The sequence below is a fragment of the Microbacterium sp. zg.Y1084 genome, assembly GCF_024623595.1.
Classification (GTDB): domain Bacteria; phylum Actinomycetota; class Actinomycetes; order Actinomycetales; family Microbacteriaceae; genus Microbacterium; species Microbacterium wangruii.
Map to the genome: position 1 here is coordinate 75,151 of NZ_JANJGV010000001.1, position 23,619 is coordinate 98,769.

The following is a 23,619-nucleotide window of genomic DNA, read 5'->3' on the forward strand; positions in this document are numbered from 1 at the left end:
TTCTATGCAGTCTTCTGCGCCCCGACCCGAGGGCGAGCGCCGCCGCACGCCCTGGCCCACCCTTCCCGAGATCCCCGCCGCTGACCACACACGGTCGCGCTCGATCGCGCTGAACCAGGTGCTGCTGGCCGGTGTCATCCTGGCGCTCACGCTGCTGCGCTTCGCCGGGGATGTCTTCCGCGACGCGGGTGTCTACCTCGCCGGAGTCATCCTCGTCTTCGTACTGACCGCCGTCGCGATGGCGGTCCCCTGGCATCGGATCCCCTCGGGGTGGGCGGCGCTGATCCCGCTGGGCGACATCGTGGCGATCCTGCTGATGCGGCTCGCCGACCCGGAAGCCGGAACCGGCCTGCTGTGGGCGTTCCCCGTCCTGTGGCTGTCCTCTGCGTTCGCCCTCCCCGGATTCATCGGCGGTCTCGGCCTGACCATGGCGTGCTATGTCGTCTCCGTGGTGCTCGGCCCCGACCCGGCGCCGCGCTTCACGACGCTCCTGTTCCCCGTGATCCTCGTGGCCGTCGGCGCGACGGCATACGCCGGGGCGCGACGCGCGGGTGCCCAGCGGCGGCTGCTGCGGCGGCAGGCGGAGGTGCTGGCGCAGGCGCTCGAGCGCTCACGCCGGCAGGAGCAGATGCTCTCCGAGATCTTCGACACCGTCGACTTCGAGGTGGTGCGCATCGACCGCGACGGCGCCACCGCCATCACCGGCGGCGCGCACTCTCACCTGCATGAGCTCCTGCCCGAGCGGCAGGGGCCGCCGCCGTCGGTCTATCGGGCCGACGGCGCGACCCCGCTGCCGCCCGACCGATGGCCGCTCGCACGCGCGCTGGCCGGGGAGGAGTTCTCCGACGAGCGGCTGTGGGTCGAGTCGGAGCAGGGCGAGCGGCGGGCGCTCAGCATCACCGTGCGTCGCCTTCCGGCGGCGAATGCCGCCGACGGTGGTGCGGTGCTGGTCTCGCGGGACGTGACCGCCGAGATGTCGGCGATGCAGGAACGCGACACCCTGGTGTCGTCGGTGTCGCATGAGCTGCGCACGCCGCTGACGTCGATCATCGGCCACATCGAGCTCGCCCTCGACGAGCCCGGGCTGCCCCCCGCCGCGGCATCGAGCCTCGAGATCGCCGACCGCAACGCCGACCGGCTGCTCGCGCTCGTGGCGGACGTGCTGGCGGCGTCGAGTCGCGCGGCAACGGTGGCGCTGCCGATGGAGCCCGAGGACGTCGACGTGTTCGAGATCGTGAAGGCCTCCGCCCAGTCGTTCGTCACCGGCGGCGGCAGCCGCAACGTCACCATCGACCTGTCCCGGGCGCTGCCGGCGCGCGCTTACGCCGACCCGCTGCGGCTGCGTCAGGTCGTGGACAACCTGCTCGCGAACGCGATCAAGTACAACAGGGAAGGCGGCCGGGTGTCATTGGTGACCGCGACCCGCGGACGCAAGACCCTCATCCTCGTGGAGGACACCGGCGTGGGACTGGATGAGGAGGATCTCTCCAACATCTTCCAGAGGTTCTACCGCGGCACAGCCGTCCGCCGGTCCAGTGTGGTGGGCAGCGGCTTGGGGCTGTCGATCAGCCGAGACATCGTCCGCCGCCTCGGCGGGGACATCTCCGTGCACAGCACGCTCGGAGTCGGCTCGACGTTCACCGTCTCGATCCCGGCCGTCAAGCCGGGATCGGCGGTCGAGGAGTCGCTCGGCGCAGACAGGGAGGCAGTGCGCTGATGGGCGGCGACACTCTCGCGGCCGTCACGGCGCTGGTCGTGCTCGTCTGCGCTCTGCTGTTCATCATCGAGACGTTCCTGCGTCGCGAAGACCCGACGGGGAGGCTGTGGGCGCTCGGGTTCCTCGGTGGGGGCGCGACGACGCTGCTGTACCTCGCGTGGGCGGCCGATCCGGGCGCGTGGTGGGCCGTTGCCGCGGGCAACGGGACGATGGTGGCATCCGCGGGCCTGCTTTGGCTGGGGTGTCGCAGGTACAACGACCAGAGCATGCGGCTGCCCGGATGGATCGTGGCGGCTGCGTCCGTGGCGGCGTCGGTCGCCGTCGTGGTGGAGGGTCCCGATATCGGGGGCTGGGCCGGCGCGCTGTGGATGTTCGTGCCGCTGTGCGGCTTCGGCATCGCCGGCGCGGTCGCGACCCGCTCCGGCGCGATGCGCCGGGCTCCCAACGCCATCCCGCTCACCGTGGTGTTCGCGCTGCAGGGGGCGTTCTACTTCGTGCGGATCGTGGTTTTCTCCACGAGCGGCCCCGACAGCGAGCTGTTCAGCGTCTGGTTCGGCACCACGACGGCGTCCGGACTGACGGTGGTCCTCACCATCACGGCCGTGGTCGCCATGTCGGTGCTGCGCACCGACCGCGCTCAGCTGCGCGGCTGGGCCGCCGCGTCGGACGGAGCGATGTTCGGCGTCCGTTCCCGCGGAGACGTCGTGACCGCGCTCCAGCACATAGTGCAGGCGTCGCGGCCTCAGGACGACCTCCCCGCCGTGCTCGTGATCCGCACGGCCGAGCTCGACTACATCGCCACGGCCTTCGGCATCGAGCTGGCCGATGAGCTCGTCGCTGCGGGACGCGCCGCCGTGCTGCGGGCGGTGCCCCCGCTGGCGATCGTGGGAGAGGACGGCGAGGGCCGCCTGGCCGTCATCACCACCGTCCGCTCCTCGGGCGAGGCGCGGCGAGTGGGCATGGCGGTGTACCGCGAGCTGTTCGACGCACTGAACTCGGTCAGCGGCGGCGTGCTGCCTTCGCTGGGCATCGGGATCGCCGTCGGGTCCTCACGCGCGCACGATGCCGGTGCGCTCCTGGAGGAGGCGCGTGTCGCGTCGCTGCGCGCGGCGTCGAGCTCAGCGTCCGCCGTGCTCGTGGCCGAGCCGAGCGCCTAGCCCTGCTCCGGCCGCCGGCGACGGTCGGGCACCATCTCCAGGCGCGCCCGCAGCTCGCGCGGGCGGAAGGGCTTGCCGAGGTACTCGTCCGCGCCGGCGAGCCGTCCCCGCTCGGCATCGGCGGCCTCGACGAACGCGGAGATCATGATCACGTAGGTGTCGCTGACCTCGCGGATGCGGCGGGCCGCCTCGAATCCGTCGATCCCGGGGACATTGACGTCCAGCGTGGTCAGGACAGGGTTGTGGGCGGCCACGAGGTCGACGGCATCCAGACCGTTGGCGGTGCCGTACACCTCGTATCCGGCGCCGCTGAGCACCGTCGTGATGAGCGCGCGGATGTCTTCCTCGTCCTCCAGGACGACCGCCGTACGGTTCACATCTGCCTCGCTTCCGCCGCCATCGTACGGGACCGGCGCCCCATCGCCCGCGCTGTGAGCCCACCGGCGTGCCGCCGCCGGTATGCCGCGGGCGAACGCCCCGCCGCGTGTCGACGGTGCGGCCTACGCTGGGAGGATGCAGACCACTCGTGCCGTCCGGCCTTTCGAGGTCGTCAGCGAATACACGCCCAGCGGCGACCAGCCCCAGGCCATCGAGCAGCTCGCCGCCCGCATCAACGCCGGCGAGACCGATGTCGTGCTGCTCGGAGCCACGGGCACCGGCAAGTCGGCGACGACCGCGTGGCTCATCGAGAAGGTGCAACGGCCCACTCTCGTGCTCGCCCACAACAAGACGCTCGCGGCGCAGCTGGCCAACGAGTTCCGCGAGCTCATGCCGAACAACGCGGTCGAGTACTTCGTCAGCTACTACGACTACTACCAGCCCGAGGCGTACGTTCCGCAGACCGACACCTTCATCGAGAAGGACTCGTCCATCAACGCCGAGGTCGAGCGGCTGCGACACTCCACGACCAACTCACTGCTGAGCCGGCGCGATGTAGTGGTGGTGTCGACCGTGTCCTGCATCTACGGCCTGGGCTCGCCCGAGGAGTACCTGCGGGCGATGGTGGCGCTGCAGGTGGGGGAGCGGTACGACCGCGACGCCCTCATCCGCAAGCTGATCGCGATGCAGTACAACCGCAACGACGTCGACTTCTCACGCGGCAACTTCCGTGTGCGGGGCGACACCATCGAGATCATCCCCGTCTACGAGGAGTTCGCGATCCGCATCGAGATGTTCGGTGACGAGATCGAAGCGCTGTACATGCTGCATCCCCTGACGGGCGATGTGATCAACCGCATGGACAGCGTGCCGATCTTCCCGGCGTCCCATTACGTGGCGGGCACCGACACGGTGCAACGGGCCATCGGCACCATCGAGCACGAACTGGCCGAACGGCTGAAGGAACTCGAGGGTCAGGGGAAGCTGCTCGAGGCACAGCGGCTGCGCATGCGCACGACGTTCGACATCGAGATGCTGCAGCAGCTCGGGTTCTGCTCGGGCATCGAGAACTACTCGCGTCACCTCGACGGCCGCATGCCGGGGGAGCCGCCGCACACCCTGCTGGACTTCTTCCCCGACGACTTCCTCATGGTCATCGACGAGTCGCATGTCACGGTGCCGCAGATCGGCGCCATGTACGAGGGCGACGCGTCCCGCAAGCGCACACTCGTCGACCACGGCTTCCGCCTCCCCAGCGCGCTGGACAACCGCCCGCTGCGGTGGGATGAGTTCAAGGAGCGCGTCGGCCAGACCGTGTACCTCTCGGCGACCCCCGGCCGCTACGAGATGGGCATCGCCGACGGCGTCGTGGAGCAGATCATCCGTCCGACCGGCCTGGTCGACCCGCAGATCGTGGTGAAGCCGTCGAAGGGGCAGATCGACGACCTTCTCGAGCAGATCCGCGTGCGGGTCGGCCGCGACGAGCGCGTGCTCGTGACGACGCTCACGAAGAAGATGGCCGAGGAGCTCACCGACTTCCTCGGCGAGCATGGGGTGCGGGTGCGGTATCTGCACTCCGACGTCGACACGCTGCGGCGTGTGGAGCTGCTCAGCGAACTGCGCGCCGGCGTGTACGACGTGCTGGTCGGCATCAACCTGCTGCGGGAGGGCCTCGACCTGCCCGAGGTGTCGCTCGTGGCGATCCTGGATGCCGACAAGGAGGGGTTCCTGCGCTCGGGCACGTCGCTCATTCAGACGATCGGTCGCGCGGCGCGCAACGTGTCGGGCGAGGTGCACATGTACGCCGACAACATGACCGACTCGATGCGCAAGGCCATCGACGAGACCGAGCGCCGCCGCGAGAAGCAGATCGCCTACAACGTCGCCCACGGCGTCGACCCGCAGCCGCTTCGCAAGCGCATCGCCGACATCACCGACGCTCTCAACCGCGAGGCCTCGGACACGCAGGAGCTGCTGTCCAAGAAGCGCTCCGGCCCGCTCAAGAGCGGCAAGGGCAAGAGCCCCACGCCGCAGCTGCGCCGCGTGGGCATCGCCGCGGAGGGAGCCAACCAGCTGGAGGCGACGATCGAAGACCTGTCGAACCAGATGCTCGCCGCAGCCGGCGAGCTGAAGTTCGAACTCGCGGCGCGGCTGCGCGACGAGGTGCAGGACCTCAAGAAGGAACTGCGCGCCATGGAGCGCGCCGGCCACGCGTGAGACGGGAGAGGCCATGCAGCAGCGGGTGTCGCTGATCACCCTCGGGGTCTCGGACCTGGATCGGGCGATCGCGTTCTATCGTGCGCTCGGCTGGGAACCGCACCGTCGCTCGGTTCCCGGCGACATCGCCTTCTTCCAGGCCGGCGGCATGGTCATGGCACTGTGGTCACGGGCAGCCCTGGCGGCGGACTCCGGCATGGCCGACAACGGCGGCTGGGGCGGAGTGACCCTCGCCCACAATGTGGAGTCGCGCACGGAGGTCGACGCTGTCCTGAGCGCAGCGCAGCAGGCCGGCGCCCGCATCGCGCGACCGGCGGCTGAGACCGAGTGGGGCGGCTACTCGGGAGTCTTCGTGGACGTCGACGGACACCCGTGGGAGGTGGCGGTCAATCCCGGCTGGCCGCTGGACCCCGATGGTTCGGTGCGCCTGCGCTGAGTCAGGGGCAGGTCATCAGCGGCTTCGGCCCGCTGCGGTCGAAGGTGTGCTGCGACATCGGCTTGCCGCACAGTGGGCAGGCGCGCTCCACGCGGGAGGGCTCGGGCTCGACGTCGTACGGTCCGACCGAGGCGGGACCGGCCACCTTGATGAGGCGCGTGTTGAGATACGCGTACCACCCGCCGGCCGCTCGCACGCGCTCGCGCAGGGGAGGGCGGTCCGGATCGTTTCGCGTCATGATCATTAGTGTACTAACGGATAAGTAGACTGCAGGGCATGGATGCTGACGACGACGTGCTCAAGCTGGAGAATCAGCTCTGCTTCGCCATCGTGACCGCGGCGCGCAATGTGGTGGCGATCTACCGCCCGGTGCTCGAGTCGCTGGGTCTCACGCATCCCCAGTACCTGGTGCTGCTGGCGCTGTGGGAACGCGATCCGCAGTCGCTCGGCGAGCTGGCCGAGCAGTTGGCGATGGAGCCGGCGACGCTGTCGCCCATCATCAAGCGACTGGAGGCCCACGGGCGGGTCACGCGCACGCGCCGCCGCGACGACGAGCGGGTGCTCGACATCACCCTCACGCCGGAGGGCCGGGCGCTGCGTGCGGAGGCGCGCCGCGTCCCCGAGCAGATCATGGCGCGGGTGGGGATGGATGCCGCCCAGGTCGCGGCCGTGCGAGACGGGCTCGCCCCGTTCACCGCGACGGCGACGGGGCGAGCCTGAGCGCCGGGGTCAGCGCAGCGGCGCCTGCCAGCGCTCCCACACCCGGTGGGCGGGGAGCAGGTCGAGCACCGCGGCGACGACCTCCTCGGGCGTGCCGACCACGACGCCGGGGGCGTCGGCGGGGATGCGGGCGCCACTGAGGACGGCCTCGGCCGCCGAAGTCGCGCCGATCGCCTTGCCATGGCGGAACGCCTCGTCGAACAGCCGCGCCGTGCGCGGATCGGCCGCGGCGGTCAGGGCGACCACCGCATCGAACTCGATGCTCGCGGCGGTGTGCGCGGTGCGCTGCACCGGGATGCCGCCGAGCATGCCGCCCCGGGGTGCGACGACGAGGGGGAGAGCCCCCGCTGCGTGCACGGCGGCACGGGCACGGGCCAGTGCGCCCGGATCGGTCTGCTCGTCGGCGAACAGCCCGACGATGCGGCCGTCGATCGGCCAGGTGTCGCCGACCATCGCCAGCGCGGGGCTCACCGGGGCATCCGGGACCTCCACCGTGGGAGCCGGCGCGGGCAGCCCCAGCGCGTCGGCGACCGTGGCGCACAGGTCGGCGTCGATGTTCGCCAGCGCCTGCAGCTGACGCTCCTTGATCGCCTGCTCGTAGCACTTTGCCAGCTCGAACGCGTACGCCTCGGCGACGTGCAGCTGCTCGATGGGCGTGAGCGACCGGTAGAACAGCCGCGCCTGCGAGTAGTGGTCGTCGAAGCCGGCCGGCTGCGCGCGCTCCTTCACGGACTCGGCGACCCGCACGGGCAGGTCGGTGAACGCCGCCTCGTCGGCACCGGCGTGGAACGGGCAGCCGCCGTCGAGCGAGTTGGGCTTGTACGGCGCGACCCCGGAATGCACCGCCGTCTGGTGCATGCCGTCGCGCAGCATGTCGTTGACGTCGGCGTGGGGCCGGTTGATCGGCAGCTGGGCGAAGTTCGGCCCGCCCAGACGACTGATCTGGGTGTCGAGGTAGGAGAACAGCCGGCCCTGCAGCAGCGGGTCGTTGGTCACGTCGATCCCCGGCACGAGGTGACCGGGGTGGAACGCGACCTGCTCGGTCTCGGCGAAGTAGTTCGTCGGATTCGCGTTGAGGGTCATGGTGCCCACCACCTGCAACGGGGCGAGCTCCTCGGGCACGATCTTCGTCGGGTCGAGCAGGTCGATGCCCTCGAAGGTCTCGTCGACCGTGTCCGGCATGACCTGCAGCGCGAGGTCCCACTCCGGGAATGCGCCGGACTCGATGGCGTCGGCGAGGTCGCGCCGGTGGAAGTCGGGGTCCTTGCCTGCCGCCAGCTGCGCCTCCTCCCAGGTGAGTGCGTGGGTGCCGAGCTTGGGGCGCCAGTGGAACTTCACCAGCGACGTGTCGCCCTGCGCGTTGACCATGCGGAACGTGTGCACGCCGAAGCCCTGCATCATGCGGTACGAGCGCGGGATGCCGCGATCGGACATGTTCCACATCGTGTGGTTCTGGGCCTCGGTGTGCAACGAGACGAAGTCCCAGAACGTGTCGTGCGCGGACTGCGCCTGCGGGATCTCTCGGTCGGGGTGGGGCTTTCCGGCGTGGATCACGTCGGGGAACTTGATCGCGTCCTGGATGAAGAAGACGGGGATGTTGTTGCCCACCAGGTCGTAGACGCCCTCCTCGGTGTAGAACTTCGTCGAGAAGCCACGGGTGTCGCGCACGGTGTCGGCCGAGCCGCGCGAGCCGAGCACGGTGGAGAACCGGGTGAACACGCGTGTGGTGACGCCCGGCTGCAGGAAGTGCGCGCGGGTGACCGACGCCGCAGCGCCGTTGGAGCGGAACACGCCGTGGGCGGCCGCGCCGCGAGCGTGCACGGCCCGCTCGGGGATGCGCTCATGGTCGAAGTGCGTGATCTTCTCGCGCAGATGGTGGTCCTGCAGCAGCACCGGTCCGCGCGGACCGGCCTTCAGCGAGTGGTCGGTGTCGCGCAGCCGCACGCCCTGGGCGGTCGTGAGGCGGCTGCCCTGCTGGGCGACGGTCGCCGCCGGAAGACCGGTCTCGGCGCCGGTGGGGGAGACCGTCTCGGGGCCGGCCTGATCGGGCTGGGGCGGCAGCGGGTCCACGGGCTCGGTGGGTTCCGCGAGCGACGGAGGCACAGGAGCCGGGGCGCCGGGGATCACGATGTCGTCGGGGGCGGTCAGGTCGTCCTGGGGCATGTCTGTCCTCCATCGTCGGGGCGTGGTCGTGCCACGCTACGGTGGCGGGCACACCGGCGGGAGGCTGTTGACGCGGGCGGCGGAGGTGCCCTACAGGGCGGTCTCGCAGGCTTCTCCGAGCCGGTGTCCGAGGCCCCGCCTAGACTTGAGGAGTGCCCATCGTCTCTGTCCCCGCGCCCGGAAACTCCCGCGGAACGCTCAGCGTTCGCGGTGCCCGCGTACACAACCTGAAGAACGTCGACCTCGACATTCCGCGCGACTCGCTCGTGGTCTTCACCGGTCTGTCGGGGTCGGGAAAGTCGAGTCTGGCGTTCGACACCATCTTCGCCGAGGGCCAGCGCCGCTACGTCGAGTCGTTGAGCTCGTACGCCCGCCAGTTCCTCGGTCAGGTCGACCGGCCCGACGTCGATTTCATCGAAGGGCTGAGCCCTGCCGTCTCGATCGACCAGAAGTCGACCAACCGCAACCCACGGTCGACCGTGGGCACCATCACCGAGATCCACGACTACATGCGCCTGCTCTGGGCGCGCATCGGCGTGCCGCACTGCCCCGAGTGCGGTGAGCGCATCCAGCGTCAGACGGTGCAGCAGATCGCCGACCAGCTCATGGAGCTGCCCGACGGCACGCGGTATCAGGTGGTGGCTCCCGTCGTCTCGCAGAAGAAGGGCGAATTCGCCGACCTGTTCAAGGAGCTGAGCGCGAAGGGCTACGCGCGCGCCGTCGTCGACGGTGACCTCGTGCAGCTGGCGGAGGCCCCCAAGCTCAAGAAGAGCTACAAGCACGACATCGCCGTGGTGGTCGACCGGCTGGTGGCCGGCCCCGACATCCTCAGCCGCGTGACCGACTCGGTCGAGACCGCTCTGGGGCTGGCCGGCGGGATCATGCAGGTCAACTTCGTCGACGAAGAAGGAGACGACGCCTGGCAGTCGTTCTCCGAGAAGCTCGCCTGCCCGAACGGCCACCCGATCCAGCTCACCGAAATCGAGCCGCGCACGTTCTCGTTCAACGCGCCCTTCGGCGCCTGCCCGGCCTGCTCGGGGCTCGGCACCAAGATGTCGGTCGACGTCGACCTCATGATCGGCGACGAGGATCTCTCCATCAGCGAAGGCGTGCTGATCCCGTGGACGACCCAGGGCAAGGGCCTGTACCAGTACTACGAGCGGCTCCTCGAGGGTCTGGCGAGGGACCTCAAGTTCTCGCTGGACACGCCGTGGCGAAAGCTGCCGCAGGACATCAAGGACGCGGTGCTGCGCGGGGAGAACTACCAGGTCACCGTCAAGTGGAAGAACCGCTACGGGCGCGAGATGCGCTACGCGTCGGGGTTCGAAGGCGTCGTGCCGTACATCGAGCGGCAGTACGCCCAGGCCGAATCCGACAGCCAGCGCCAGCGCTGGTCGGAGTACCTGCGCGAAGTCCCCTGCCAGGTCTGCAACGGCGACCGGCTGAAGCCCGAGGTGCTCGCCGTGCTCGTTCACGGCCACTCCATCGCCGACGCCTCCCGGCTGAGCCTTGCCGAGGCGCAGGAGTACTTCGCGCAGCTCGAACTGACCGACCGTGAGGCCCGGATCGCCGCCGCCGTGCTGCGCGAGATCCGCGCACGTCTGGACTTCCTCGTGCAGGTGGGCCTCAACTACCTCACCCTCAGCCGTGCCGCCGGATCCCTCTCCGGCGGAGAAGCCCAGCGCATCCGGCTCGCGACCCAGATCGGCTCCGGCCTCACCGGGGTGCTCTACGTGCTCGACGAGCCGTCCATCGGGCTGCACCAGCGCGACAACCGTCGGCTCATCGAGACCCTGCTCAAGCTGAAGAGCCTCGGAAACACCCTCATCGTCGTCGAACACGACGAGGAGACGATCCACGCCGCCGACTGGGTGGTCGACATCGGACCCCGCGCCGGCGTCGACGGGGGGCACGTCGTGCACTCCGGACCGCTGGCGTCCCTGCTGGAGGACCGCAACTCGCTCACCGGTGAGTACCTGTCGGGGCGTCGCTCCATCCCGACCCCGGCCAAGCGTCGCCCCATCGACAAGAAGCGCATGCTGACCGTGGTCGGTGCGCGCGAGAACAACCTCAAGAACGTCACGGCGGAGTTCCCGCTCGGCGTGCTGACGGCGGTCACCGGCGTCAGCGGCTCGGGCAAGTCCACGCTCGTCAACGGCATCCTGTACGAGGTGCTCGCCACCCGGCTCAACGGCGCGCGCCGCGTCGCCGGCAAGCACACGCGCGTCACCGGGCTCGACAACCTCGACAAGGTGGTCCACGTCGACCAGGCCCCGATCGGCCGCACCCCCCGCTCGAACCCGGCCACCTACACCGGCGTGTTCGACCGCATCCGCACGCTGTTCAGCGAGACCCCCGAGGCGAAGGTGCGCGGCTACCAGCCCGGCCGCTTCAGCTTCAACGTCAAGGGCGGCCGCTGCGAGGCGTGCTCGGGTGACGGCACGATCAAGATCGAGATGAACTTCCTTCCCGACGTCTACGTCGACTGCGAGGTCTGTCACGGAAAGCGGTACAACCGCGACACCCTGGCCGTGCACTACAAGGGCAAGAACATCGCCGAGGTGCTGGAGATGCCCATCTCGGAGGCTGCGGAGTTCTTCGAGCCCATCCAGGCGATCCACCGCTACCTCAAGACGCTCGTGGACGTGGGCCTGGGCTACGTGCGGCTGGGACAGTCGGCGACGACCCTCTCGGGTGGCGAGGCGCAGCGCGTGAAGCTCGCGACCGAGCTGCAGCGCCGCTCCAACGGGCGCAGCGTCTACGTGCTCGACGAGCCGACCACCGGTCTGCACTTCGAAGACGTGGCCCGCCTGCTGGAGGTGCTGGGCGGTCTCGTCGACAAGGGCAACACCGTCATCGTCATCGAGCACAACCTCGACGTGATCAAGTCGGCGGACTGGGTCATCGACCTCGGCCCGGAAGGCGGGTCAGGGGGCGGGCAGATCGTCGCCACCGGCACGCCCGAGAAGGTGGCCCGCACCGCCGGCAGCCACACCGGCGCGTTCCTGGCCGAGGTGCTCGGCGACGCGCAGGCGGTCCGCAAGGCGGGCTGAGCGGATGCCGCGCTCCGCTCCCACGCTCCCCTACAAGCCGAAGCCGGGGGAGATTCCGACCAACCCCGGGGTGTACCGCTTCCGCGACGCGGACGGGCGCGTGCTGTACGTCGGCAAGGCGAAGAACCTGCGCGCGCGGCTGTCGAACTACTTCGCGCCGCTGCACACGCTGCACGAGCGCACGCGGCGCATGGTGACCACCGCGGCATCCGTGGAGTGGACGGTGGTCGCCAGCGACGTGGACTCGCTGCAGCTGGAGTACATGTGGATCAAGGAGTTCGATCCGCCCTTCAACGTGCGCTACCGCGACGACAAGTCCTATCCGTTCCTGGCCGTCACGCTGGCGGACGAGGCGCCGCGCGTGATCGTCACCCGCAACCGGCGCATTCCGGGAGCGAAGTACTTCGGTCCGTACCCGAAGGTATGGGCCGTGCACGACACCATCGACCTCATGATCAAGGTGTTCCCGATCCGCACCTGCTCCGATGCGTCCTACAAGAAGGCGATGGCGACCGGGCGTCCCTGCTTCCCCGGTCAGATCGGCCGATGTGGGGGCCCGTGCTCGATGAAGGTGACGATCGAAGAGCACCGGGCGATGGTCGACGACTTCGTGGCGTTCATGTCCGGGGGAGACCAGCGCTTCGCGCGGGAACTCACGGCGCGCATGAAGGAGTCCGCCGCGGCACTGGACTACGAGAGCGCCGCGATGTACCGCGACAAGCTGCAGGCCATCGAGGCGGTGCTGGGCAAGAGCGCCCTGGTGCTCGCCGACGACACCGACGCCGACCTCTTCGGCATCGCCGAAGACGAACTGGCGGCCACCGTCCAGCACTTCGTCGTGCGCGGCGGGCGCGTGCGGGGCGTCCGGGCGACCACCATCGAGAAGGAGATCGACATCTCCGGCGCGGACCTCGTCGACCAGGTGCTGCAGCGGACGTACGGCGATGCCGCCCCGGCGGACATCCCCCGCCAGGTGCTCGTGCCCGTGCTGCCCGACGCCAGTGCCGACCTCGAGGAGTGGCTGTGCTCGCGGCGCGGCAAGCGCGTGACCATCCAGGTCGCGCAGCGCGGTCGCAAGGCCGACCTGATGCGCACCGCGACCCTCAACGCGCAGCAGGCGCTGATGCTCTTCAAGACCCGGCGCACGAGTGACTACGTGGCGCGCAGCCAGGCGCTGAACGACCTGCAGGAGGCGCTGGGCCTCTCCCAAGCGCCGTTGCGCATCGAGTGCTACGACGTGTCGCACCTGAGCGGGACGAACGTCGTCGCCTCGATGGTCGTCTTCGAGGACGGCCTGCCGCGCAAGGACCAGTACCGCACGTTCGGTGTTCCCGAGACGACCGACGACACCGACTCGATCCACCAGGTCATCACGCGGCGCGTGGCGTATCTCGACCGGCCGGAGGAACAGGACGAGCCCGATCCGGCACCCACCGACGACGGCGAAGTGGTGGCGCCCGCGCGCAAGAAGCCGCGCTTCGCCTACCCTCCGCAGCTGCTGGTCGTCGACGGCGGAAAGCCGCAGGTCGAAGCCGCCGCCCGCGCGCTGGCCGATGCCGGACACGAGGAGATCGCGCTGTGCGGCATCGCCAAGAGGCTCGAGGAGGTGTGGCTGCCGGGCGAGGAGTACCCCGTCATCCTGCCGCGCACGTCGGAGGCGCTGTATCTGCTGCAGCGCCTGCGCGACGAGGCGCACCGCTTCGCCATCACCCACCAGCGCAAGCGCCGCCGCCGCGACATCCAGAGCGTGCTGAGCGAGGTCCCCGGGCTGGGGGAGACGCGCATCAAGGCGCTGCTGCGCCACTTCGGCTCCGTCGCCGCGCTGAGCCAGGCGACCCCCGAGCAGATCGCCGAGCTCCCCGGCATCGGCCCCAAGCTCGCGACGACGGTCCACGAGCACCTGGCGCGTCGGTAGGCTGGTCCCGACGATAGGGGAACGTTGATGGTGGGCACGCAGGACGCCGGCGAAGTCCTCATCGTGACGGGCATGTCCGGCGCGGGACGCACGACGGCCGCGAACGCGCTGGAAGACCTCGGCTGGTACGTGGTGGACAACCTGCCGCCGCAGATGCTGCGTCCGCTGCTGGACTTGAGCGAACTCGCGGGCGGCTCGCTGCCGAAGGTGGCCGCAGTCGTCGACGTGCGCGGGCGGGACCTCTTCTCCGAGCTGCCGCGCATCACGCAGTCGCTGCGCGACGGCCGCCACCTGCGGGTGCTGTTCCTCGACGCCTCGGACGACGTGCTGGTGCGCCGCTTCGAATCCGTTCGGCGCCCGCACCCGCTGCAGGGCGAGGGCACGCTGCTGGACGGCATCCATCGCGAGCGCAAGCGGCTGGAGGGTGTGCGCGAGAGCGCCGACGTCATCGTCGACACCTCGAACAACAACATCCACCAGCTCGCCACGCGCATCGTGGACCTGTTCGCGACGGAGGGCTCCAGCCGCCACACGCTGACGGTGATGAGCTTCGGGTTCAAGTACGGACTGCCCACCGACGCCGATCTCGTCGCGGACATGCGGTTCCTCCCCAACCCGTTCTGGGTGGAGGAACTCAAGTCCCTCAGCGGCAAAGACCAGGCCGTGCGCGACTTCGTGTTCTCGCAAGAGGGCGCACAGGAGTTCCTCGACGCCTACGTCGCCGCCCTCCAGCCGGTGCTGGCGGGCTACCAGCGGGAGAACAAGCCTCACTCGACCATCGCGGTCGGATGCACCGGGGGGAAGCACCGGTCGGTGGCGACAGCGGAGGAACTCGCCCGCCGGCTCTCGGCGCTGCCGGGGGTGGCCGTGCGCGTGAAGCATCGGGACCTCGGCCGGGAGTAAACTGGACGATCGTCCCCTGCGCCCCTCCGGAAGGAATCCCGTGCCCCTGACCGCTGACGTGAAGGCCGAGTTGGCCGCCATCCGCGACCCGCGCCCCACCGCGCGCGTCGCCGAGCTGACGGCGCTGCTGCGGTTCTCGGGCGGTCTGCACTCCATCGCCGGACGCGTCGCCGTGGAGGCGGAACTGGAATCCGACGGCCTCGCGCGCCGCGTGGCCCGCGACCTCATGGAGATCTACGGCGTCCGCCCCGAGCTCGCCCACGTGCAGGCATCCGGCGGCCGTGCCGGCGGCCACTACGCCGTGCGGGTGATCGACGGTGGCGAGACCCTCGCGCGCCAGACCGGTCTGCTCGACCAGCGGCGCCGCCCGGTGCGAGGCCTTCCCAACAAGCTCACCACCGGCGCCCGCCCCGATCTCGCCGCCGTCTGGCGTGGGGCGTTCCTGGCCGCCGGCAGCCTGAGCGACCCCGGCCGCTCCGCCGCCCTCGAGATCGCCTGCCCGTCGGGCGAGGCCGCGATGGCGCTCGTCGGCGCCGCCCACCGGCTCGGGATCGCGGCGAAGGCGCGCGAGGTGCGAGGCGTTCCCCGCGTCGTCGTGCGCGACGGTGAGGCCATCCGCGCCACGCTCGCGGAGATGGGGGCCGTGCGCACCGCCGCCGAGTGGGAGCAGCTGCGCCAGCGCCGCGAGGTGCGCGCAGGGGTGAACCGCCTGGTCAACTTCGACGACGCCAACCTGCGCCGCTCGGCGCAGGCCGCCGTCGCCGCCTGCGCCCGCGTGGAGCGCGCGCTGGAGATCCTCGGCGACGAGGTGCCCCCGCACCTGCGTCAGGCCGGCGAGCTGCGCCTGGCCCACCGTGACGCGAGCCTGGATGAGCTGGGGCATCACGCCGAGCCGCAGCTGACCAAGGATGCCGTCGCCGGCCGCATCCGGCGCCTGCTGGCGATGGCCGACAAGAAGGCCGAAGTCGAGGGCATCCCCGACACCGAGTCAGCCGTGCCCGTCGGCGACGAAGACTGACTCGGTTACATGCCCGTCCCCGGGGAAGCAACCCGGGGCGCGCCGTGTTGTCGCTCACTAGGATGAACTCCGTCCCCTCGCCGCTCCGAGGACTTCGGTTCGGCGCCGACAGGAAGAAGCGAACATGGCGAAATACACCCTGCCCGAGCTGCCGTACGACTACGCCGCGCTGGAGCCCAGCATCAGCGGCAAGATCATGCAGCTTCACCACGACAAGCACCACCAGGCCTATGTGACCGGTGCGAACACCGCCCTCGAGCAGCTCGCCGAGGCCCGCGACACCGGCAACTTCGCCAACGTCAACAAGCTCGAGAAGGACCTCGCGTTCAACCTCGGTGGCCACGTCAACCACTCGATCTTCTGGACCAACCTGTCGCCGGACGGGGGAGACAAGCCGGTCGGCGACCTCGCCTCCGCGATCGACGACCACTTCGGCTCGTTCGACAAGTTCCAGGCGCACTTCTCCGCCGCCGCGCTCGGCGTGCAGGGCTCGGGCTGGGCAGGACTCTTCTGGGACTCCGTGGGCCAGAACCTGATCATCCAGCAGTTCTTCGACCAGCAGTCGCAGTTCGCCGCAGGCACCGTCCCGCTGCTGCTGCTGGACGTCTGGGAGCACGCGTACTACCTCGATTACCAGAACGTGCGCGCCGACTACGTCAAGGCGTTCTGGAACATCGCGAACTGGGCGAATGTGGCGGACCGGTTTAGCACGGCCCGTGAGAAGACGGCCGGTCTGCTGTAGGGTCAAACTCAGGTGAGGATGCCTGAATCCTCCTCGGAAACGGGTGGATTCCGGCATCCTCTTCTGTCAAAGAGATCGCGTGTCTGGAACGCCGAGCAGGCGTCGCCGGCGCGACGGAAACCGGGAGACATCGTGTCTGTCAAAATCGGCATCAACGGCTTCGGCCGCATCGGACGCAACTACCTTCGCGCCGCACTCGCGCAGGGTGCGGACCTCGACATCGTGGCGGTGAACGACCTCACCGACAACAAGACGCTTGCGCATCTGCTCAAGTACGACTCGATCCTCGGCCGCCTCGACGCCGACGTGACGTACGACGCGGACTCGATCACGGTCGGCGACAAGAAGATCAAGGTCTTCGAAGAGCGCGACCCCGCGAACCTCCCCTGGGGCGAGCTGGGCGTGGACATCGTCATCGAGTCCACGGGCCGCTTCACCAAGGCCGAGGACGCCCGCAAGCACATCGCCGGCGGCGCCAAGAAGGTCCTCATCTCCGCTCCGGCCACCGGTGAGGACGCGACCTTCGTCATCGGTGTGAACGAGGGCGACTACGACCCCGAGAACCACCACATCATCTCCAACGCGTCGTGCACCACGAACTGCCTCGCCCCCATGGCGAAGGTGTTCAACGACCACTTCGGCATCGAGCGCGGCCTGATGACCACGGTTCACGCCTACACCGCCGACCAGAACCTGCAGGACGGCCCCCACAAGGACCTGCGTCGCGCTCGCGCCGCGGCCCTGAACATCGTGCCGACCTCGACCGGTGCCGCCAAGGCCATCGGCCTGGTGCTGCCCGAGCTCAAGGGCAAGCTCGACGGCTTCGCGCTGCGCGTGCCGGTTCCCACCGGCTCCGCCACCGACCTGACCGTCCAGACGCGTGACGGCATCACGGTCGACGAGATCAAGGCCGCGTTCAAGGCTGCTGCCGAGGGTCCGCTCAAGGGCATCCTCAAGTACACCGAGGACGACATCGTCTCGAGCGACATCGTCACCGACCCGCACTCGTGCATCTTCGACGCCGGCCTCATCCGCGTGATGGGCAACCAGGTCAAGATCGTCGGCTGGTACGACAACGAGTGGGGCTACTCCAACCGCCTCGTCGACCTCACCGAGCTCGTCGCAAGCAAGCTCTGACGGCCATGGCCCTGCGCACCCTCGACTCGCTGGGTTCGCTGGCCGGCAAGCGTGTCATCGTCCGTGCTGATTTCAACGTCCCCCTGGGGGACGGCGTCATCACGGACGATGGCCGCGTGCGGGCCGCGCTTCCCACGCTGAACGAACTCATCAACCAGGGAGCGCGCGTCATCGCGTGCTCGCACCTGGGCCGGCCCGCCGGCGCCCCCGAGGAGAAGTACAGCCTGGCCCCCGTGGCCCAGCGGCTGTCGGAACTGCTCGGCAAGCCGGTCGCCTTCGCGCGGGACACCGTGGGCGACTCGGCGAAGGAGGCCGTGGCCGCGCTGGAGGACGGCGACGTCGCGGTGATCGAGAACCTGCGGTTCAACCCCGGTGAGACGGCCAAGGACGAGGCCGAGCGCCGCGCCTTCGCCGAGCAGCTGGCGGAGCTCGGCGACGTGCTCGTCTCCGACGGCTTCGGGGTCGTGCACCGCAAGCAGGCTTCGGTCTACGACCTCGCCCAGATCCTGCCGTCCGCGGCGGGCTACCTCATCGAGAAGGAGGTCGATGTCCTCGACCGTCTGACCGAGAAGCCCGAGCGGCCGTACACGGTCGTGCTGGGGGGATCGAAGGTCAGCGACAAGCTGGGCGTCATCGCGCACCTGCTGCCCCGCGTGCAGAAGCTCTGCATCGGCGGCGGCATGATGTACACCTTCCTCGCCGCGCAGGGCCACAAGGTGGGCAAGAGCCTGCTCGAAGAGGACCAGCTGGAGACCGTGCGCGGCTACCTCGCCGACGCGACCGAGCGTGGCGTGGAGATCGTGCTGCCCGTCGACGCCGTCATGGCGGCATCCTTCGCTGCCGACGCCGACCACGTGGTGGCCGACGTCGACGCACTGGAGGACACCGCGTTCGGAGCCGACGGGATGGGTCTGGACATCGGGCCGAAGACCGCAGGGCTCTTCGCCGATGCGATCCGCAGCAGCAAGACGGTCTTCTGGAACGGCCCCATGGGCGTGTTCGAGATGCCGGCGTTCGCCGCCGGTACGAAGGCCGTCGCGCAGGCTCTCACCGAGGTCGACGGCCTGTCGGTCGTCGGCGGCGGCGACTCGGCTGCGGCCGTGCGTCAGCTCGGATTCTCGGATGACCAGTTCGGTCACATCTCCACCGGTGGCGGCGCGAGCCTGGAGTTCCTCGAAGGCAAGCGCCTGCCCGGACTGGAGGTCCTCGGATGGCAGTGAACCGCACCCCGCTCATCGCCGGCAACTGGAAGATGAACCTCGATCACCTGCAGGCGATCGCGTTCGTCCAGAAGCTCGCGTGGACGCTCAAGGATGCCAAGCACGACAGCGCCAGCGTCGAGGTGGCGGTCTTCCCGCCGTTCACCGATCTGCGCGCCGTGCAGACGCTGCTGGATGCCGACAAGATCGAGTTCGCCCTGGGCGCGCAGGACCTGTCGGCGCACGATGCGGGCGCGTACACGGGGGAGATCTCCGGCGCGTTCCTGTCGAAGCTCGACTGCCGGTACGTCATCATCGGTCACTCGGAGCGGCGTCAGTATCACGCCGAGACCGATGAGGTCGTGGCCTCGAAGGTGCAGGCGGCGCTGCGGCACGGCCTCGTGCCGGTGATCTGCGTCGGCGAGACCGCCGAGGACCTGGAGACGCACGGCGCCAGCGCCGTGCCCGTCGGCCAGCTTGAGGTCGCCCTGGAGTCGGTGGCGGCGGATGCCGACATCGTCGTGGCCTACGAGCCGGTCTGGGCCATCGGCTCCGGCCAGGCGGCCACGCCCGAGCAGGCGCAGGATGTCTGCGCGAAGCTCCGTGACGTGGTGGCGGCGAAGCTCGGCGCCGAGGCGGCCGAGCGCACGCGCGTGCTCTACGGCGGCTCGGTGAAGTCGAGCAACATCGCCAGCTTCATGCGCGAGCCCGATGTCGACGGTGCCCTGGTCGGCGGTGCAAGCCTGCTGGTCGACGAGTTCGCCGCGATCATCCGCTACCAGAAGCACGTCGGAGTCTGACCGTGCGCGGGTTCAGCGGCCACACCGGCCGCTGAACCCGCCGCGCGGCTCCCGCCCGGTATACTCGACCCTTGTGCGGTCCGGCAGTGACCACAGCGAAAGGCTTACACGACAGTGCCCATTCTCGAGTTCGTCATGCAGGTGATGCTCGGCATCACCAGCCTGCTGCTGACCCTGCTCATCCTTCTCCACAAGGGGCGCGGCGGCGGCCTGTCCGACATGTTCGGCGGCGGCATGACGTCGGCGATGGGATCGTCCGGCCTGGCCGAGCGCAACCTCAACCGCTTCACCGTCATCCTCGCCCTTGCGTGGTTCGTCTCGATCGTGGCCCTGGGCCTGATCACCAAGTTCCAGGGAATCTGACATGGCTACAGGTGGAAACGCGATCCGCGGCACGAGGGTGGGCGCAGGCCCCATGGGCGAGCAGGACCACGGCTTCCACGCCGACCGCGTCGCGATCTCGTACTGGGACGCCCTCGGCAACGAGACGGTGCGCTACTTCGCCGCCGGCATCTCCGATGAGGAGATCCCCGAGACGATCGACTCCCCGCACTCCGGCCTTCCCGCCGGTCGCGACAAGGAGAACCCCCCGGCGCTGGCCAAGCCGGAGCCGTACAAGACGCACCTCGCGTATGTGAAGGAGCGTCGCACCGAGGAAGAGGCCGAGTCCCTCCTCGAGGACGCCCTCACGCAGCTGCGCGAGCGCCGCGGCCTCTGATATCTGCGGGCGCCGGAAAGCCCGGCGCCGCTGACTGACCTGCGGGCGCCGGAACGCCGGCGCTGCCGTCAGTACTCGCCGTCGATCAGCTCCGGCGGCACCTGTGCCGCCGCATCCTGGTCGACGAAGATGATGGTGCGCTTGCGCCCCTTCGCTCCCGCTGCCGGCACGCTGTCGTAGCTCGCGCCTGCGAGCACCAGGCCCAGCGCGGCGGCCTTGTCCGTGCCCGCGACGACCATCCACACGCGCGCGGAGGAGTTGATGACCGGCCGGGTGAGGGTGAGCCGCTCCGCGGGCGGGACCGGCGAGTCGCGGACGCCGACGACGGCGCGGTCCGTGATCTGGATCTCCGGCCGGTCGGGGAACAGTGACGCGATATGCCCGTCGGCGCCGACGCCGAGGAAGGTGATGTGGAACGTCGGCCAGGCGAGGCCGGCATCCACGTCGGCGAAACGCGCCAGCTCGCGCTCGTAGGCGGTCGCGGCCCCGTCGAGGTCGAGCCCGGAATCGGAGGCGGGCATGGCGTGGACGTTCTCGGCGGGGACGGGGATGCGCCCGAGCAGGGCCTCGCGCGCCATCGCCTCGTTGCGTTCCCCGCTGTCGGCGGGGACGAAGCGCTCGTCGCTCCACCAGAAGTGCACGAGAGACCAGTCGACGCTGTCGCGCTTGGCATGCGCGCCGGCCGCACGCAGCACGGCGGCGCCCATGGCGCCTCCGGTGAGGGACACGTGGGTGACCTGTCCCTCGCGCCCGCGCTTGGTCAGCCGCGAGAGGAAGCGCGTCGCGACCGACCGTGCGATGTGCTCCCGGTCGGGGCGCACGACGACCCGCTTCTCGGCGTAGAACTCAGCCATGCGACTCCCGTGTCACCGCAGGGCCGAGCAGCTCCCAGCCGCGTGTGATCACCCGACCATACAGGACGTCCGGGTCGAGGCGACGCAGCTCCTCGGCGAGGCACTCGCGCAGGGTGCGGCGGGGGAGGACGATCTCGTGCTCGGGCTGTTGAGGCTGCGCCAGCTTCGCGTCGATGTCGTTGCTGCGCTCGAGCACGATGTCGCCGGAGGCGCGCGTGAGACGCACGGAGCGGATGCCGTGGTCCCACTCGTCGGGGTCGGCGTAGCGCCACGTGACCGGGACTTCCAGCTTCAGCCGAAGCCAGGCCGCGAGGAGGGCCGTGGACGGAGAGCTGCCGGCGCCCACGACCTCGACGTCGGTCACGGGCTCGTAGGGCGGCTGGTCCAGCACGGCGGCGAGCTGCTCGCGCCAGTGGGTCAGCCGCGTCCAGGCGAGGTCCGTGTCGCCAGGGGCGTACGTGCGCGCCAGGGCGCTGAGGCGGTCGGAGTTGTACGGCTTGCTCGAGGCGTCGGTGATGCGCCGTTGCGCGATGCGTCCGATCCCGGACTCGGCGGGGACGGCCGGCGGGTGGTCCGGCCACCAGGCCACGACCGGGGCGTCCGGCAGCAGGAGCCCGGTGATGAGGCTGTCGGGGTTGCTGGCGGCGTCGCCGTGAGCGCGCAGCACAATGACCTCGCTCGCCCCGGCATCCCCGCCGACGCGGATCTGCGCATCGAGACGGGGTTCGCCGTCGGGCTCGCTGATGAGCACGATCACGCGCATCGGGTGCTCGCGCGAGGCCGCGTTCGCGGCGTCGATGGCGTCCTCCTCGAGCCCGTGGGAACTGGCGATGACGAGCGTCAGCACGCGCCCGAGGGCGACCGCGCCGCCTTCTTCGCGCACCTTCACCAGCGAGCGGGCCACCTGGGACACCGTGGTGTCGGGGATGTCGAGGATCATGGGCGCCTCCAGACGCGGCCGTCACGGGCCAGCAGCTCATCGGCCGACGGGGGACCCCAGGATCCGGGGGAGTACTGTTCGAGCGGCCCGCCCTGCTCGCTCCAGTACTGCTCGATCGGATCGAGGATCCGCCAGCTCAGCTCGACCTCCTCATGCCGGGGGAACAGCGGAGGATCGCCGAGCAGAACGTCGAGGATCAGCCGCTCGTAAGCCTCCGGGCTCGATTCGGTGAAGGCGTGGCCGTAGCCGAAGTCCATCGTCACATCCCGCACCTCGGTGGCGGCGCCGGGGACCTTGGAGCCGAAGCGGATGGTCACGCCCTCGTCGGGCTGCACGCGGATGACGAGCGCGTTCTGGCCCTGCTCGGTGGTCTGGTTGCGCAGGAACAGGTGCTGCGGGGCGCGCTTGAACACCACGGCGATCTCGGTGACGCGTCGGCCCAGCCGTTTTCCGGTGCGCAGATAGAACGGCACCCCGGCCCAGCGGCGTGTGGCGATCTCCAGCTTCACCGCGGCGTAGGTCTCGGTGGTGGATGCCGGGTCCATGCCGTCCTCGTCGAGAAAGCTGGTGACCTTCTCGCCGCCCTGCCACCCGCCGGCGTACTGGCCGCGCGCGGTCGCCGTCGACAGATCCTCGGGCAGCCGCACCGCGGCGAGGACCTTCTCCTTCTCGGCACGCAGGTGCGTGGCATCCAGGGAGATGGGCTCTTCCATCGCGGTGAGCGCCAGGAGCTGCAGCAGGTGGTTCTGGATCACGTCGCGCGCCGCGCCGATGCCGTCGTAGTAGCCGGCCCGCCCGCCCACGCCGATGTCCTCGGCCATGGTGATCTGCACGTGATCGACGTAGTTGCGGTTCCAGATCGGCTCATACAGCTCGTTGGCGAAGCGGAGCGCCAGGATGTTCTGGACCGTCTCCTTGCCGAGGTAGTGGTCGATGCGGAAGATCGAGTCGGCCGGGAACGCGACCTCCAGCGCCTCGTTGAGGGCGCGGGCGGTCTGCAGGTTGCTGCCGAACGGCTTCTCGATGACGACGCGGCGCCAGCTCGAGTCGCCCGCCGCGGTGTCGTCGACGAGTCCCGACGACTTCAGCTGCTTCGCCACCAGAGGGAAGTCCTTGGGCGGGATCGACAGGTAGTAGGCGTGGTTGCCCATTGTTCCGCGCTCCACGTCGAGGGCGTGCACGGTGTCGCGCAGGCGACGGAACGCCTCCGGGTCGTCGAACTCGCCGGAGACGAAGCGGATGCCCTGGAGCAGCTGCTTCCACGTCTCCTCGCGGAAGGGTGTGCGCGCGTGCTGCTTCACCGCGTCGTAGACGACGCGGGCGAAGTCCTCGTCCGCCCAGTCACGGCGTGCGAAGCCGACCAGCGCGAAACCGGGCGGCAGCAGGCCGCGGTTGGCCAGGTCGTAGACGGCGGGCATGAGCTTCTTGCGCGACAGGTCGCCTGTCACGCCGAAGATGACCAGTGCGCTCGGGCCGGCGATGCGGTTGAGGCGGCGGTCGTGAGGATCGCGCAGCGGATTGTGGCCGCGCCGGATCTCGACGGTCATCGGGG

21 protein-coding genes are annotated in these 23,619 nt (G+C 69.8%); 15 read left to right on the top strand and 6 right to left on the bottom strand.

Annotation, left to right across the window (positions count from 1 at the left end):
* Window positions 1-4 precede the first annotated feature (4 nt).
* Both NQ165_RS00375 and NQ165_RS00380 read left to right on the top strand, forming a co-directional pair.
* Window positions 5-1,717 (top strand): cell wall metabolism sensor histidine kinase WalK, encoded by a 1,713-nt coding sequence (locus NQ165_RS00375; protein WP_257530183.1) that lies wholly within the window; start codon window positions 5-7, stop codon window positions 1,715-1,717.
* Window positions 1,717-2,874, top strand: coding sequence for a hypothetical protein (locus NQ165_RS00380; RefSeq protein WP_257530185.1), 1,158 nt, complete (start codon window positions 1,717-1,719; stop codon window positions 2,872-2,874). Before NQ165_RS00375 ends, NQ165_RS00380 begins: the two co-directional genes overlap by 1 nt.
* Here the strand turns inward: NQ165_RS00380 and NQ165_RS00385 are convergent.
* A complete protein-coding gene (locus NQ165_RS00385; protein WP_257530188.1) occupies window positions 2,871-3,251 on the bottom strand; it encodes a response regulator transcription factor in 381 nt (126 codons plus the stop codon). The genes NQ165_RS00380 and NQ165_RS00385 overlap by 4 nt on opposite strands.
* A 136-nt stretch (window positions 3,252-3,387) precedes the next feature.
* Here NQ165_RS00385 and uvrB point away from each other — a divergent pair, with 136 nt between their 5' ends.
* Together uvrB and NQ165_RS00395 are read left to right on the top strand one after the other, a co-directional pair.
* On the top strand, window positions 3,388-5,469 hold the full coding sequence (uvrB, locus tag NQ165_RS00390) for an excinuclease ABC subunit UvrB (RefSeq protein WP_257530190.1): 2,082 nt from the start codon (window positions 3,388-3,390) through the stop codon (window positions 5,467-5,469).
* 13 nt (window positions 5,470-5,482) lie between these two features.
* Complete coding sequence (locus NQ165_RS00395) at window positions 5,483-5,905, top strand: VOC family protein (RefSeq protein WP_257530192.1); 423 nt, start codon at window positions 5,483-5,485, stop codon at window positions 5,903-5,905.
* 1 nt (window position 5,906) lies between these two features.
* On the opposite strand, the gene NQ165_RS00400 is transcribed toward NQ165_RS00395, so the two are convergent.
* Entirely contained in the window at window positions 5,907-6,149 is a 243-nt protein-coding gene (locus tag NQ165_RS00400; protein ID WP_257530194.1) for a hypothetical protein, read from the bottom strand.
* Window positions 6,150-6,181: 32 nt separating this feature from the next.
* Here NQ165_RS00400 and NQ165_RS00405 point away from each other — a divergent pair, with 32 nt between their 5' ends.
* Window positions 6,182-6,625 carry a MarR family winged helix-turn-helix transcriptional regulator gene (locus NQ165_RS00405; RefSeq protein ID WP_257530196.1) on the top strand — a complete coding sequence of 148 codons (444 nt, stop codon included), beginning with the start codon at window positions 6,182-6,184 and terminating at the stop codon, window positions 6,623-6,625.
* Window positions 6,626-6,634: 9 nt separating this feature from the next.
* Here the strand turns inward: NQ165_RS00405 and NQ165_RS00410 are convergent, their stop codons facing one another.
* Window positions 6,635-8,788 carry a catalase gene (locus tag NQ165_RS00410; protein WP_257530197.1) on the bottom strand — a complete coding sequence of 718 codons (2,154 nt, stop codon included), beginning with the start codon at window positions 8,786-8,788 and terminating at the stop codon, window positions 6,635-6,637.
* A 152-nt stretch (window positions 8,789-8,940) separates the two neighbouring features.
* Here NQ165_RS00410 and uvrA point away from each other — a divergent pair, with 152 nt between their 5' ends.
* The 10 genes from uvrA to NQ165_RS00460 all read left to right on the top strand — a co-directional run bounded on the left by uvrA (window position 8,941) and on the right by NQ165_RS00460 (window position 20,273).
* Window positions 8,941-11,841, top strand: coding sequence for an excinuclease ABC subunit UvrA (gene uvrA / locus NQ165_RS00415; protein ID WP_257530199.1), 2,901 nt, complete (start codon window positions 8,941-8,943; stop codon window positions 11,839-11,841).
* Between the two features lie 4 nt (window positions 11,842-11,845).
* Window positions 11,846-13,756 (top strand): excinuclease ABC subunit UvrC, encoded by a 1,911-nt coding sequence (gene uvrC / locus NQ165_RS00420; RefSeq protein WP_257530201.1) that lies wholly within the window; start codon window positions 11,846-11,848, stop codon window positions 13,754-13,756.
* A gap of 27 nt (window positions 13,757-13,783) precedes the next feature.
* Window positions 13,784-14,659, top strand: coding sequence for an RNase adapter RapZ (rapZ, locus tag NQ165_RS00425; protein WP_257530203.1), 876 nt, complete (start codon window positions 13,784-13,786; stop codon window positions 14,657-14,659).
* Window positions 14,660-14,699: 40 nt separating this feature from the next.
* Window positions 14,700-15,677 (top strand): DNA-binding protein WhiA, encoded by a 978-nt coding sequence (gene whiA, locus NQ165_RS00430; protein WP_257530206.1) that lies wholly within the window; start codon window positions 14,700-14,702, stop codon window positions 15,675-15,677.
* Window positions 15,678-15,801: 124 nt separating this feature from the next.
* Entirely contained in the window at window positions 15,802-16,419 is a 618-nt protein-coding gene (locus NQ165_RS00435; RefSeq protein WP_257530208.1) for a superoxide dismutase, read from the top strand.
* Between the two features lie 132 nt (window positions 16,420-16,551).
* The gene (gap, locus tag NQ165_RS00440; protein ID WP_257530209.1) at window positions 16,552-17,556 is read left to right on the top strand and encodes a type I glyceraldehyde-3-phosphate dehydrogenase; all 1,005 of its coding nucleotides are present in this window, start codon (window positions 16,552-16,554) and stop codon (window positions 17,554-17,556) included.
* A gap of 5 nt (window positions 17,557-17,561) precedes the next feature.
* The gene (locus tag NQ165_RS00445; protein WP_257530211.1) at window positions 17,562-18,776 is read left to right on the top strand and encodes a phosphoglycerate kinase; all 1,215 of its coding nucleotides are present in this window, start codon (window positions 17,562-17,564) and stop codon (window positions 18,774-18,776) included.
* Window positions 18,767-19,555: a triose-phosphate isomerase gene (gene tpiA / locus NQ165_RS00450; RefSeq protein WP_257530213.1), complete on the top strand. Its 789-nt coding sequence runs from the start codon at window positions 18,767-18,769 to the stop codon at window positions 19,553-19,555. Before NQ165_RS00445 ends, tpiA begins: the two co-directional genes overlap by 10 nt.
* Window positions 19,556-19,669: 114 nt before the next feature.
* The gene (secG, locus tag NQ165_RS00455; protein ID WP_257530215.1) at window positions 19,670-19,918 is read left to right on the top strand and encodes a preprotein translocase subunit SecG; all 249 of its coding nucleotides are present in this window, start codon (window positions 19,670-19,672) and stop codon (window positions 19,916-19,918) included.
* 1 nt (window position 19,919) lies between these two features.
* On the top strand, window positions 19,920-20,273 hold the full coding sequence (locus tag NQ165_RS00460) for an RNA polymerase-binding protein RbpA (RefSeq protein WP_257530217.1): 354 nt from the start codon (window positions 19,920-19,922) through the stop codon (window positions 20,271-20,273).
* 68 nt (window positions 20,274-20,341) lie between these two features.
* Here NQ165_RS00460 and pgl read toward each other — a convergent pair whose 3' ends face one another.
* Genes pgl through zwf form a run of 3 tightly spaced genes read right to left on the bottom strand, consistent with a single transcriptional unit; the run spans window position 20,342 to window position 23,614 of the window.
* A complete protein-coding gene (pgl, locus tag NQ165_RS00465) occupies window positions 20,342-21,127 on the bottom strand; it encodes a 6-phosphogluconolactonase (protein WP_257530219.1) in 786 nt (261 codons plus the stop codon).
* Window positions 21,120-22,067 carry a glucose-6-phosphate dehydrogenase assembly protein OpcA gene (locus NQ165_RS00470; protein WP_257530221.1) on the bottom strand — a complete coding sequence of 316 codons (948 nt, stop codon included), beginning with the start codon at window positions 22,065-22,067 and terminating at the stop codon, window positions 21,120-21,122. Before NQ165_RS00470 ends, pgl begins: the two co-directional genes overlap by 8 nt.
* The gene (gene zwf, locus NQ165_RS00475) at window positions 22,064-23,614 is read right to left on the bottom strand and encodes a glucose-6-phosphate dehydrogenase (protein WP_257530223.1); all 1,551 of its coding nucleotides are present in this window, start codon (window positions 23,612-23,614) and stop codon (window positions 22,064-22,066) included. Before zwf ends, NQ165_RS00470 begins: the two co-directional genes overlap by 4 nt.
* Window positions 23,615-23,619: the final 5 nt, after the last annotated feature.